General features: G+C 56.8%; 21 protein-coding genes. All 21 read right to left on the bottom strand.

Annotated elements, in window-relative coordinates; genetic code table 11:
- Window positions 1-9 precede the first annotated feature (9 nt).
- The 21 genes from rplF to rpsL all read right to left on the bottom strand — a co-directional run bounded on the left by rplF (window position 10) and on the right by rpsL (window position 12,163).
- On the bottom strand, window positions 10-543 hold the full coding sequence (gene rplF / locus NKT35_RS04670; RefSeq protein WP_011137718.1) for a 50S ribosomal protein L6: 534 nt from the start codon (window positions 541-543) through the stop codon (window positions 10-12).
- 9 nt (window positions 544-552) lie between these two features.
- Entirely contained in the window at window positions 553-948 is a 396-nt protein-coding gene (rpsH, locus tag NKT35_RS04675) for a 30S ribosomal protein S8 (RefSeq protein WP_114061419.1), read from the bottom strand.
- A 15-nt stretch (window positions 949-963) separates the two neighbouring features.
- A complete protein-coding gene (gene rpsN, locus NKT35_RS04680; RefSeq protein WP_103903478.1) occupies window positions 964-1,269 on the bottom strand; it encodes a 30S ribosomal protein S14 in 306 nt (101 codons plus the stop codon).
- Window positions 1,270-1,273: 4 nt separating this feature from the next.
- Entirely contained in the window at window positions 1,274-1,813 is a 540-nt protein-coding gene (gene rplE, locus NKT35_RS04685; RefSeq protein ID WP_254299332.1) for a 50S ribosomal protein L5, read from the bottom strand.
- Window positions 1,814-1,822: 9 nt separating this feature from the next.
- Window positions 1,823-2,137: a 50S ribosomal protein L24 gene (gene rplX, locus NKT35_RS04690; RefSeq protein WP_254299334.1), complete on the bottom strand. Its 315-nt coding sequence runs from the start codon at window positions 2,135-2,137 to the stop codon at window positions 1,823-1,825.
- A 9-nt stretch (window positions 2,138-2,146) separates the two neighbouring features.
- On the bottom strand, window positions 2,147-2,515 hold the full coding sequence (gene rplN, locus NKT35_RS04695; protein WP_043579386.1) for a 50S ribosomal protein L14: 369 nt from the start codon (window positions 2,513-2,515) through the stop codon (window positions 2,147-2,149).
- A 208-nt stretch (window positions 2,516-2,723) separates the two neighbouring features.
- A complete protein-coding gene (gene rpsQ / locus NKT35_RS04700) occupies window positions 2,724-2,987 on the bottom strand; it encodes a 30S ribosomal protein S17 (RefSeq protein ID WP_088736470.1) in 264 nt (87 codons plus the stop codon).
- A gap of 1 nt (window position 2,988) precedes the next feature.
- A complete protein-coding gene (rpmC, locus tag NKT35_RS04705; RefSeq protein WP_011137725.1) occupies window positions 2,989-3,177 on the bottom strand; it encodes a 50S ribosomal protein L29 in 189 nt (62 codons plus the stop codon).
- Window positions 3,177-3,593, bottom strand: a complete 417-nt coding sequence (rplP, locus tag NKT35_RS04710; protein WP_011137726.1) for a 50S ribosomal protein L16 — start codon at window positions 3,591-3,593, stop codon at window positions 3,177-3,179. Before rplP ends, rpmC begins: the two co-directional genes overlap by 1 nt.
- Entirely contained in the window at window positions 3,577-4,278 is a 702-nt protein-coding gene (gene rpsC / locus NKT35_RS04715; RefSeq protein WP_254299336.1) for a 30S ribosomal protein S3, read from the bottom strand. Before rpsC ends, rplP begins: the two co-directional genes overlap by 17 nt.
- A 10-nt stretch (window positions 4,279-4,288) precedes the next feature.
- Entirely contained in the window at window positions 4,289-4,618 is a 330-nt protein-coding gene (rplV, locus tag NKT35_RS04720) for a 50S ribosomal protein L22 (protein WP_011137728.1), read from the bottom strand.
- 9 nt (window positions 4,619-4,627) lie between these two features.
- Window positions 4,628-4,906, bottom strand: coding sequence for a 30S ribosomal protein S19 (gene rpsS, locus NKT35_RS04725; protein WP_011137729.1), 279 nt, complete (start codon window positions 4,904-4,906; stop codon window positions 4,628-4,630).
- Between the two features lie 6 nt (window positions 4,907-4,912).
- Window positions 4,913-5,746 carry a 50S ribosomal protein L2 gene (gene rplB, locus NKT35_RS04730; RefSeq protein ID WP_254299339.1) on the bottom strand — a complete coding sequence of 278 codons (834 nt, stop codon included), beginning with the start codon at window positions 5,744-5,746 and terminating at the stop codon, window positions 4,913-4,915.
- Window positions 5,747-5,757: 11 nt separating this feature from the next.
- Entirely contained in the window at window positions 5,758-6,066 is a 309-nt protein-coding gene (gene rplW / locus NKT35_RS04735) for a 50S ribosomal protein L23 (protein WP_254299340.1), read from the bottom strand.
- Window positions 6,063-6,683, bottom strand: coding sequence for a 50S ribosomal protein L4 (gene rplD / locus NKT35_RS04740; RefSeq protein WP_254299342.1), 621 nt, complete (start codon window positions 6,681-6,683; stop codon window positions 6,063-6,065). Before rplD ends, rplW begins: the two co-directional genes overlap by 4 nt.
- The gene (rplC, locus tag NKT35_RS04745) at window positions 6,683-7,327 is read right to left on the bottom strand and encodes a 50S ribosomal protein L3 (RefSeq protein WP_254299343.1); all 645 of its coding nucleotides are present in this window, start codon (window positions 7,325-7,327) and stop codon (window positions 6,683-6,685) included. The genes rplD and rplC overlap by 1 nt, the downstream gene beginning before the upstream one ends.
- Window positions 7,328-7,484: 157 nt before the next feature.
- On the bottom strand, window positions 7,485-7,796 hold the full coding sequence (gene rpsJ / locus NKT35_RS04750) for a 30S ribosomal protein S10 (protein WP_011137734.1): 312 nt from the start codon (window positions 7,794-7,796) through the stop codon (window positions 7,485-7,487).
- 18 nt (window positions 7,797-7,814) lie between these two features.
- Window positions 7,815-9,005 (bottom strand): elongation factor Tu, encoded by a 1,191-nt coding sequence (gene tuf / locus NKT35_RS04755; RefSeq protein WP_254299344.1) that lies wholly within the window; start codon window positions 9,003-9,005, stop codon window positions 7,815-7,817.
- 80 nt (window positions 9,006-9,085) lie between these two features.
- Window positions 9,086-11,182: an elongation factor G gene (gene fusA, locus NKT35_RS04760; protein WP_254299345.1), complete on the bottom strand. Its 2,097-nt coding sequence runs from the start codon at window positions 11,180-11,182 to the stop codon at window positions 9,086-9,088.
- Window positions 11,183-11,209: 27 nt separating this feature from the next.
- A complete protein-coding gene (gene rpsG / locus NKT35_RS04765) occupies window positions 11,210-11,680 on the bottom strand; it encodes a 30S ribosomal protein S7 (protein ID WP_021479140.1) in 471 nt (156 codons plus the stop codon).
- 111 nt (window positions 11,681-11,791) lie between these two features.
- Window positions 11,792-12,163 carry a 30S ribosomal protein S12 gene (rpsL, locus tag NKT35_RS04770; protein WP_011137738.1) on the bottom strand — a complete coding sequence of 124 codons (372 nt, stop codon included), beginning with the start codon at window positions 12,161-12,163 and terminating at the stop codon, window positions 11,792-11,794.
- Window positions 12,164-12,166 lie beyond the last annotated feature (3 nt).

Raw genomic sequence — 12,166 nt, forward strand, 5'->3', positions numbered from 1 at the left:
GTGCCTCAGTTACTTCTTCTTGGTTTCTTTCAGAACCACAACCTCGTCGGCATAACGAACGCCCTTGCCCTTATAGGGTTCCGGCGAGCGGTATGCGCGGATTTCGGCTGCGACCTGACCAACGAGCTGCTTGTCAGCGCCCTTGACCAGAATCTCGGTCTGAGTCGGAGTCTCAACTTTGATGCCAGCGGGCATCTTGTGAGCCACCGGGTGCGAGAAACCCAGAGACAGGTTCAGGGTATCGCCTTGAGCCTGGGCACGATAGCCCACGCCTACCAGCTGCAGCTTCTTTTCGAAGCCCTTGGATACGCCGTTCACCATGTTGTTCAGCAGGGCACGCAGGGTGCCGGACATGGCACGCGCGAACTTGCTGTCGTTCTTAGCGGCGAAAGTCAGTTGGCCGTTGTCCAGCTTGACTTCCACGTCGTTGCACAGAGCGGTGCTCAGGGAGCCCAGGGCGCCCTTAACAGTCACATCTGCAGCGCCGAACTTAACTTCGACGCCGGCCGGAATGGCTACCGGATTCTTAGCTACGCGAGACATTTGACCCCCTTACGCCACGACGCAGAGCAGTTCGCCGCCGATACCGGCTGCGCGTGCCTTGCGATCGGTCATCACGCCCTTGGAAGTGGACAGAATCGCCACGCCCAGACCATTCATGACCTTCGGGATTTCGGTGGAGCCCTTGTACACGCGCAGGCCAGGACGGGATACGCGCTCGATGCGCTCGATCACCGGACGGCCAGCGTAGTACTTGAGCTGGATATCGAGAACAGGCTTCTTCTCTTCGCCGGCAACGGCGAAGTCTTCGATGTAGCCTTCTTCTTTCAGCACCTGCGCCAGCGCAACCTTCAGCTTCGAGCAAGGCATGGAAACCTTGACTTTGGAAGCGTGTTGGCCGTTGCGGATGCGGGTCAACATATCGGAAATAGGATCGTGCATGCTCATTCTATGTATCTCCTATTACCAGCTGGCCTTCACAACACCCGGAATCTCACCCTTCATGGCGATCTCACGCAGCTTGTTGCGACCCAAACCGAATTTACGGAACACACCACGCGGACGACCGGTCACGGCGCAGCGACGACGCTGGCGTACCGGAGAAGCGTTGCGCGGCAGCTGCTGCAGTTGCAGGCGGGCGGCAAAACGCTCTTCTTCCGAGAGGTTCTGGTTGTTGATGGTGGCGATCAGGGCTTCACGCTTGGCAGAAAACTTGTTTGCCAGCTTGACGCGCTTTTCTTCACGGTTAATCAGTGCAAGTCGTGCCATGTGCTTAACCCTTGAACGGGAACTTGAACGCGGCCAGCAGAGCGCGGGCCTCTTCGTCAGTCTTCGCCGTGGTGGTGATAGTGATGTTCATACCACGCAGAGCATCGATCTTGTCGTACTCGATTTCCGGGAAGATGATCTGTTCTTTAACGCCCATGTTGTAGTTGCCGCGGCCATCGAAGGACTTGGCAGACACACCACGGAAGTCACGAACGCGCGGCAGCGCGATGGTAACCAGGCGGTCCAGGAACTCATACATGCGTTCGCGACGCAGAGTTACCTTGCAACCTACCGGGTAGTTGTCGCGGATCTTGAAGCCGGCGATGGACTTGCGAGCGGTGGTGACAACCGGCTTTTGACCGGCGATCTTTTCCATATCGCCCACGGCGAATTCCATTACCTTTTTATCGGCAACAGCTTCACCCACGCCCATGTTCACGGTGATCTTCTCGATACGCGGAACTTGCATGATCGACTTGTAGCCGAACTGTTTCATCAGTTCCGGCACTACGCTGTCTTTGTAGAAATCGTAGAGACGTGCCATGTTTGCTCCTTAGGCGCCGATAACTTCGCCGCTGGACTTGAACACGCGCACCTTGCGGCCGTCTTCAAGAACCTTGAAGCCTACGCGGTCAGCCTTTTGGCTTGCCGGATTGAAAATCGCGACGTTAGAAGCGTCAATGGGCATGGTCTTCTCAACGATGCCACCAGCTACGCCACGTACCGGGTTCGGCTTCTGGTGTTTCTTGGCAACATTGATGCCTTCCACAACCAGCTTGGTTTCCAGAACACGCAGGACGGTACCGCGCTTGCCTTTGTCTTTGCCGGTGATTACTACGACTTCATCACCTTTACGAATTTTGCGCATGTGACCTCCTTACAGCACTTCAGGAGCCAGCGATACGATCTTCATGAAGCGTTCGGTACGCAGTTCACGCGTAACGGGCCCGAAGATACGTGTGCCAATCGGCTCAAGCTTGTTGTTGAGCAGAACGGCAGCATTGCTGTCGAACTTGATCAAAGAGCCATCCGGACGGCGCACGCCTTTGGCAGTGCGTACCACGACCGCATTGTATACGTCGCCTTTTTTGACGCGACCACGCGGAGCGGCATCCTTGATGCTCACCTTGATGATGTCACCTACGCTAGCATAGCGACGCTTGGAGCCACCCAGCACCTTGATGCACATAACGTGACGCGCACCGGTGTTGTCAGCGACCTCAAGCATGGTCTGCATTTGGATCATTTGAGATTACCTTTCTAATCCAACTTTATCCGTCACTTTCCACTGCCGTTAGCGAGGCTTAGATGCCAAGCTCGAACAGCGGAAACGCCACAGACAATCTGTGGCGTGTCAAACGGCCAGTTTTGGACCCCGCAAGGGCGGAACTCCTGCACAGAGTGGGTGCAGGAGATGGCCATTATACAGAGGACCGAAGTCCTCTGCAAGTTTTTTACACTTGGCGAGCTTTCTCGACCAGTGCGGTTACCACCCACGACTTGGTCTTCGAGAGCGGACGGGACTCGCTGATTACTACGATGTCGCCAGCCTTGAACTCGTTGTTCTCGTCGTGTGCGTGGAACTTCTTGGAGCGACGGATGATCTTGCCGTAGATCGGGTGCTTAACTTTGCGCTCGACCAGTACGGTCACGGTCTTATCCATCTTGTCGCTGACCACAACGCCGGTCAGCGTACGTACCACTTTGGTTTCGCTCATCTTAAACTGCCTTTTCTTTCAGAACGGTACGAACACGAGCGATATCGCGACGCACTTTCTTCAGTTCAGAGGTCTTGGCGAGTTGCTGAGTAGCGTGCTGCATGCGCAGCGCAAACTGTGCCTTCAGCAGGCTCAGCAGTTCCGCCTTCAGCTCGTCAACAGTTTTGGCTTTCAGTTCGGAAGCTTTCATTACTGACCTACCTGTTTGGTTACGAACACAGTGGCGATCGGCAGCTTAGCTGCGGCCAGACGGAAAGCTTCGCGAGCGAGTTCCTCGGATACGCCATCCATTTCGTACAGCATCTTGCCAGGCTGAATTTCAGCCACATAGTACTCCGGAGAGCCCTTACCCCCGCCCATACGGACTTCGGCAGGCTTGGAGGTGATCGGCTTGTCCGGGAAGATACGGATCCAGATGCGGCCGCCACGCTTGATGTGACGGGTCATCGCACGACGCGCAGCTTCGATCTGACGCGCGGTCAGACGACCACGACCAATAGCCTTCAGACCGAAATCGCCAAAGCTCACCTTGTTGCCACGAGTGGCGATACCGGTGTTACGGCCTTTGTGCTGTTTGCGGTACTTGAGTCTAGTTGGCTGCAGCATTGCGGGCACCCTTTCTCATTTTCTTCTCGGGAGCTGCCGGAGCGGCTACAACTTGGCCCGGCTTCAGCTCGCCTTTGTATACCCATACCTTGATGCCGATGATACCGTAGGTGGTCTTGGCTTCAGAGGTAGCGTAATCCACGTCGGCGCGCAGGGTATGCAGCGGAACGCGGCCTTCGCGGTACCATTCGCTACGAGCGATGTCGATACCGTTCAGACGACCGGACGACATGATCTTGATGCCTTCGGCACCCAGACGCATGGCGTTTTGCATGGCGCGCTTCATGGCGCGACGGAACATCACGCGCTTCTCCAGCTGGGAAGCGATGCCGTCGGCGATGATTTGCGCGTCCAGTTCCGGCTTGCGAACTTCTTCGATGTTCACGTGGACCGGAACGCCCAGGCGCTTTTGCAGTTCTTGCTTCAGAACTTCAATGTCTTCGCCCTTCTTGCCAATCACCACGCCCGGACGGGCGCTGTGAATGGTGATGCGGGCGGACTTGGCCGGACGCTCGATGGTTACGCGGCCAACCGAAGCATGACCCAGACGCTTCTTCAGGAATTCGCGAACTTCGATATCCTGCTTCAGCATTCCCGGGAAGTTCTGCGAGGACGCGAACCACTTGGAAGACCAGTTTTTGTTAACGGCAAGACGGAATCCCGTCGGATGAATCTTCTGACCCATTTCTTACCCCTTAATTGCCAACGGTCAAGGAAATGTGGCAGGTCTGCTTTTCGATGCGATTGCCACGACCCTTAGCACGGGCAGTGAAACGCTTCAGACTAGCGCCCTTGTCAACAAAGATGCTGGTGACACGCAGGGTGTCGATGTCAGCGCCTTCGTTGTGCTCGGCGTTAGCGATTGCAGATTCCAGCACTTTCTTGATGATGACCGCACCCTTTTTCGGGGAGAAGGCCAGGATATTCAGCGCCTGATCAACGGACTTGCCGCGGACCAGATCCGCCACCAGACGGCACTTTTGAGCCGACAGGCGAACACTTTTCAGATTTGCAGATACTCTCATCGCTTCACCTTACTTCTTCTTCGCCTTCTTATCGGCAGCATGGCCTTTGAAGGTACGAGTCAGAGAGAATTCACCCAGTTTGTGGCCGACCATGTTTTCAGAAACATAAACCGGAACGTGAGTGCGACCGTTGTGCACAGCGATGGTCAGACCAATAAAGTCCGGCAGGATGGTCGAACGACGCGACCAGGTCTTGATCGGACGCTTGTCGCTGGTTGCCCGTACCGCATCAACCTTCTTCAGGAGATGCAGGTCAACGAACGGGCCTTTTTTCTGCGAACGTGCCATTGTCAATTACCCTTTGGTGGAATAGCGACGGCGTACGATCATGTTGTCGGTACGCTTGTTGCGACGGGTGCGGAAGCCCTTAGTCGGGGTACCCCACGGGCTAACCGGTACGCGACCTTCGCCAGTGCGGCCTTCACCACCACCGTGCGGGTGGTCGATCGGGTTCATCGCCGTACCGCGAACGGTCGGACGAATACCGCGCCAACGGGTTGCGCCAGCCTTGCCCAGCTTGCGCAGGGAGTGCTCTTCGTTACCCACTTCGCCAACGGTCGCACGGCAATCGACGTGTACCAGGCGGATCTCGCCAGAGCGCAGACGCAGTTGAGCGTAAACGCCTTCGCGAGCCAGCAGCATTGCAGAAGCGCCAGCGGAGCGAACCATCTGAGCGCCCTTGCCGGGTTGCATTTCCACGCAGTGGATAGTGGTACCCACCGGGATGTTGCGGATCGGCAGAGCGTTACCGGCCTTGATCGGAGCCTCGGAACCGGACAGCAGAACGGCGCCAACCTTCACGCCGCGCGGAGCGACGATGTAGCGACGCTCGCCATCGGCGTAGCACAACAGAGCGATGTGGGCGGTGCGGTTCGGATCGTATTCGATGCGTTCCACTTTCGCCGGGATGCCATCCTTGTTGCGACGGAAGTCGATCAGACGGTAGTGCTTCTTGTGGCCACCACCGCGATGACGCGTGGTGATGTGGCCGTTGTTATTGCGGCCGCCGGTCGAGTTTTTCTTCTCAACCAGGGAAGCCAGCGGAGCGCCTTTATGCAGGTCCGGGTTTACCACCTTGACTACTGCACGACGACCCGCGGAAGTCGGTTTTACCTTAACGATAGGCATGCTCTATCTCCTCACTCCGCCGCGGCCGGGGTAGCGGTCAGGTCGATTTCTTGACCTTCAACCAGGCTAACGTAGGCCTTTTTCCAGTCACTGCGACGACCGATGGAACGGCCGAAACGCTTAACCTTGCCCTTGACGTTCACGGTGGAAACGCCATCAACTTTTACGTTGAACAGCATTTCAACAGCGGCCTTGATTTCCGGCTTGGTTGCATCTTTCGCAACGCGGAACGCCATTTGCTGGTTCTTCTCAGCGATCATGGTGCTCTTTTCGGAAACAATAGGAGCAAGGATTACTTGCAACAGACGTTCTTGATTCATGCCCACTGCTCCTCCAGTTGCTTCACGGCGTCGCGGGTGATCACGGTCTTCTTGAAGCGCAGCAGGCTGTACGGGTCAGCTTGTTGAGCTTCGATAACCAGCACGTTCGGCAGGTTACGCGAAGAGAGATAGAGGTTTTCGCTCAGTTCACCAGTGATGAACAGCGCTTGCTCCAGACCCATCGGCTGAACAGCGCCCACGAATTCCTTGGTCTTCGGGCTGTTGATCGACAGCTCGTCAACCACGATCAGACGCTCGTCACGCACCAGCTGCGACAGGATAGCTGCCATGCCAGCGCGGAACATCTTGCGGTTAACCTTCTGAGTGAAGTTCTCGTCCGGCTTGTTCGGGAAAGCACGGCCACCACCACGACGGTTCGGGGTGGAAGTCATACCAGCACGAGCGTTACCAGTACCCTTCTGACGGAAAGGCTTCTTGGTCGAGTGATTCACTTCGGCACGAGTCATCTGAGCACGGTTACCGCTGCGAGCGTTCGCCAGGAACGCGGTCACAACTTGGTGCACCAGAGCTTCGTTGTATTCGCGACCGAACAGAGCGTCGGACACTTGCAGGCTACCAACAGCCTTGCCTTGGGTATTGATTACATTCAATTCCATTACGCACCCGCCTTCACGCTGGGACGCACAACAACTTGACCATTCTTGGCACCCGGGACTGCGCCCTTAACCAGGATCAGTTGACGTTCTGCGTCGACACGAACGATCTCGAGGCACTGAACAGTGCTCTTCACGTTACCGTACTGACCGGCCATGCGCTTACCCGGGAAAACGCGACCCGGATCTTGGGCTTGACCGATGGAACCCGGCGTATTGTGCGAACGCGAGTTACCATGCGAAGCACGGTTGGAGGAGAAGTTGTGACGCTTGATCACGCCGGAGAAGCCCTTACCCTTGGAGGTACCGGTTACATCAACCAGTTGACCAACGGCGAAGATTTCAACAGCGATAGCATCACCAGCCTTGTAGCCAGCAACGGCGTCGGCGGTCAGAGCGAACTCGACCAGCGCTTCACCGGCTTCTACGCCAGCCTTGGCGAAATGACCAGCGGCAGCCTTGGCTACGCGATTGGCCTTCTTGGAACCGAAAGTCAGCTGAACGGCATTGTAGCCATCAGATTCGGCAGTTTTGATTTGCGTGACGCGGTTAGCGGACATGTCCAGCACAGTTACCGGGATGGTTGCGCCATCTTCGGCAAAAATGCGGGTCATGCCGACTTTGCGACCGACAAGACCTAAACTCATGTTTATTTCCTTTTGCAGGCGCCGATTGCGATTGACCGGCATATAAAACACGACAGAAAAAACAAAAACGGACTCGCCAATATGGCGAGTCCGCTAATGTATCACAGAAAATTCTGCTGCTGCAAGCACTTAGCTCGCAGCAGAGTACTTTTTGCGATTACTGCAGCTTGATTTCCACATCCACACCGGCCGGCAGGTCGAGCTTCATCAGAGCATCAACAGTCTTGTCGGTCGGGTCTACGATGTCCATCAGACGCAGGTGAGTGCGGATTTCCAGCTGGTCGCGGGAAGTCTTGTTCACGTGCGGGGAGCGCAGAACGTTGAAACGCTCGATTTTGGTCGGCAGCGGAACCGGGCCCTTAACAACGGCGCCGGTACGCTTAGCGGTTTCAACGATTTCCTGAGCGGAACGATCGATCAGGTTGTAATCGAACGCCTTCAGACGGATGCGGATTTTTTGGCTAGACATGAAAAATCTCCGATCCGGTTAAGCGATGATCTTGGCTACAACGCCGGCGCCAACGGTACGGCCGCCTTCGCGGATAGCGAAGCGCAGACCATCTTCCATGGCGATCGGAGCGATCAGCTCAACGCTGAACTCAACATTGTCGCCCGGCATAACCATTTCAACGCCTTCCTTCAGCGTGATCGCGCCAGTCACGTCCGTAGTACGGAAGTAGAACTGCGGGCGATAGTTCGCGAAGAACGGGGTGTGGCGGCCGCCTTCGTCCTTGGACAGAACGTAAACGGAAGCTTCGAACTTGGTGTGCGGGGTGATGGAAGCCGGCTTGGCCAGAACTTGGCCGCGCTCAACGTCTTCACGCTTGGTGCCGCGCAGCAGCACGCCCACGTTGTCGCCAGCCTGACCTTGGTCCAGCAGCTTGCGGAACATTTCCACGCCGGTGCAGGTGGTCTTAACCGTGGCCTTCAGACCCACGATTTCGATTTCTTCACCGACCTTCACGATGCCGCGCTCAACGCGACCGGTCACCACGGTACCACGACCGGAGATAGAGAACACGTCTTCGATCGGCAGCAGGAACGGCTTGTCGATGGCGCGTTCCGGAGTCGGGATGTAGGAGTCCAGAGCGTCAGCCAGACGGAAGATGGACGGTTCGCCCATTTCGGACTGGTCGCCTTCCAGCGCCAGACGAGCGGAGCCGATCACGATCGGGGTGTCGTCGCCCGGGAAGTCGTAGGAAGACAGCAGATCGCGCACTTCCATTTCCACCAGTTCCAGCAGCTCAGCGTCGTCAACCAGGTCAGCCTTGTTCAGGTAGACGATGATGTACGGAACGCCAACCTGACGGGACAGCAGGATGTGTTCACGGGTTTGCGGCATCGGACCGTCAGCGGCCGAGCAAACCAGGATAGCGCCGTCCATTTGAGCCGCGCCGGTGATCATGTTCTTCACATAGTCGGCGTGACCCGGGCAGTCTACGTGAGCGTAGTGGCGGGATTCGGTTTCGTATTCAACGTGCGCGGTATTGATGGTAATACCACGAGCCTTTTCTTCCGGCGCGCTGTCGATCTGGGAGTAGTCCTTGGCTTCGCCACCGAACTTCTTCGACAGAATGGTGGTGATAGCGGCGGTCAGGGTGGTCTTACCGTGGTCCACGTGACCGATGGTGCCGACGTTTACGTGCGGTTTGGTCCGCTCAAACTTTTCTTTTGCCATTTTGCAAAAATCCTTAATTAAAGAACATTAGATCGGGGCTGACCGGACTGATTATGTAAGCCGGCCAGCCTCAGCGCGCATTACTTCTTAGCAGCCATTACAGCTTCAGCAACGTGCTTCGGAGCCTCGGAGTAGTGCTTGAACTCCATGGAGTAGGTCGCACGACCCTGAGTAGCCGAACGCAGGTCGGTGGAGTAGCCGAACATCTCAGCCAGCGGTACTTCAGCCTTGATCTTCTTGCCACCCAGACCGTCATCGTCCATGCCTTGGACCATGCCGCGGCGACGATTCAGGTCGCCCATCACGTCACCCATGTACTCTTCCGGCGTTTCCACTTCCACGGCCATCATCGGCTCGAGGATGCACGGACCAGCGCGGCGCATGGCTTCCTTGAAAGCGATGGAACCAGCCAGTTCGAAGGCGATCTGCGAAGAGTCGACATCGTGGTAGGAACCGAAAGTCAGACGCACAGTCACGTCGACCACCGGGAAGCCAGCCAAGATACCGTTGTTCAGCGAGTTGCGGATACCCTTGTCAACGGAAGGAATGAATTCGCGAGGAATCACGCCGCCCTTGATCTCGTCGATGAACTTGTAGCCTTGGCCTTCGCCGGACGGCTCCAGAGTAATCGTACAATCGCCATACTGACCCTTACCACCGGACTGCTTGGCATGCTTACCCTGCACGTCGGCAACAGTCTTGGTGATGGTTTCGCGGTAAGCCACTTGCGGCGCGCCGACGTTGGCTTCAACGCCGAATTCACGCTTCATGCGGTCAACCAGAATTTCCAGGTGCAGTTCGCCCATACCGGAAATGATGGTTTGGCCGGATTCTTCGTCGGTACGCACGCGGAACGACGGGTCTTCCTTGGCCAGGCGATTCAGGGCAACGCCCATCTTTTCCTGGTCGGCCTTGGTCTTCGGCTCAACGGCAACGTGGATCACCGGATCCGGGAATTCCATGCGCTCCAGAATGATTTCTGCGTCAACGGCGCACAGGGTTTCACCAGTGGTGACTTCCTTCAGGCCGATGGCGGCGGCGATGTCGCCGGCGCGCACTTCGTCGATTTCCTTACGGTCGTTGGCGTGCATCTGCACGATACGGCCGATACGTTCCTTCTTGCCCTTGACCGAGTTCAGCACGGTGTCGCCGGACTTCACCACGCCGGAGTAGACGCGGAAGAAGGTCAGCTGGCCCACGTACGGGTCGTTCATCAGCTTGAACGCCAGAGCCGAGAACGGCTCTTCGTCGGAAGCGTGGCGCTCGGCTTCAACGCCGTCGGTTTCGCCCTTGATCGCCGGCACTTCGGTCGGCGACGGCAGCAGTTCAATCACGGCGTCCAGCATGCGCTGAACACCCTTGTTCTTGAACGCGGAACCACACAGCATCGGCTGGATTTCGCAACGCAGGGTACGCTCGCGCAGACCCTTGATGACTTCCTCTTCGGAGAGCGTGCCCTCTTCCAAGTACTTTTCCATCATTTCTTCAGTGGCTTCAGCTGCGGCTTCAACCATCTTTTCGCGCCACTCTTCAGCAACGGAAACCAGGTCGGCCGGGATTTCGCCATATTCGAACTTCATGCCTTGAGAGGCTTCGTCCCAAATGATGGCCTTCATCTTCAGCAGGTCAACCACGCCGGTGAAGCCGTCTTCAGCGCCGATCGGCACCACGATAGGCACCGGATTGCCGCGCAGGCGGGTCTTCACTTGCTCAACCGCGCGGAAGAAGTTGGCGCCTTGACGGTCCATCTTGTTCACGAACGCGATACGCGGCACGTGGTATTTGTTAGCCTGACGCCATACGGTTTCAGACTGCGGCTGCACGCCGCCCACGGCGCAGTAAACCATCACAGCGCCGTCCAGAACGCGCATGGAACGCTCCACCTCAATGGTGAAGTCCACGTGTCCCGGGGTGTCGATGATGTTGAAGCGGTGCTCCGGGAACTGCATGGCCATACCTTTCCAGAAGGTAGTGGTCGCAGCGGAGGTGATGGTGATACCACGCTCCTGTTCCTGCTCCATCCAGTCCATGGTGGCAGCGCCGTCGTGCACTTCACCAATCTTGTGGTTTACGCCGGTGTAAAACAGAATACGTTCAGTAGTCGTCGTCTTACCAGCGTCAATGTGAGCGGAGATACCGATATTACGGTAGCGCTCAATAGGGGTTTTCCGTGCCACGGTTTACACCTTAATAAGTGAACTAGCTTAGAAACGGAAGTGCGAGAAGGCCTTGTTGGCTTCTGCCATGCGGTGCACTTCGTCACGCTTCTTCATCGCGCCGCCACGGCCTTCAGCCGCGTCGAGCAATTCGCCAGCCAGGCGCAGGTCCATGGACTTTTCGCCGCGCTTACGAGCGGCATCGCGCAGCCAGCGCATGGCCAGAGCCATACGACGGGACGGGCGGACTTCAACAGGAACTTGATAGTTTGCACCGCCAACGCGGCGGCTCTTCACTTCCACCACCGGCTTGGCGTTGGACAGTGCGGCATTGAACACTTCCAGAGCGTTCTTGCCGGATTTCTTTTCGATCTGTTCCAGCGCGCCGTAGATGATGCGTTCTGCAACAGACTTCTTGCCGTCGATCATGACGACGTTCATGAATTTGGAGAGATCCTGAGAACCGAACTTCGGATCCGGCAGAATTTCACGCTTGGGGACTTCTCTGCGACGTGGCATGTTACTTCCTTAAATATTCAGTTGAGCTCAACTTGCTCATGACTACCCAATGGAGCAGTCACTTACTAGACGACCCTGAGTGTTGATCAGGCCGCCTTGAGTGCGTACCAATTACTTGGGACGCTTGGCGCCGTACTTGGAGCGAGCTTGCTTACGGTCTTTAACGCCTGCGGTATCCAGGGAACCGCGCACGGTGTGGTAACGCACACCCGGCAAGTCCTTGACACGACCGCCGCGAATCAGCACTACGGAGTGTTCCTGCAGGTTGTGGCCTTCACCGCCGATGTACGAAATCACTTCGAAACCGTTGGTCAGACGTACCTTGCACACTTTACGCAGAGCCGAGTTCGGCTTCTTCGGAGTGGTGGTGTAAACACGGGTGCACACGCCACGCTTCTGCGGGCAGGCTTCCAGCGCAGGCACCTTGCTCTTCGCCGTGATGGCGACGCGGCCCTTGCGAACGAGTTGGTTAATGGTTGGCATTAC

The sequence above is a fragment of the Chromobacterium sp. IIBBL 290-4 genome (genome assembly GCF_024207115.1).
GTDB lineage: Bacteria > Pseudomonadota > Gammaproteobacteria > Burkholderiales > Chromobacteriaceae > Chromobacterium.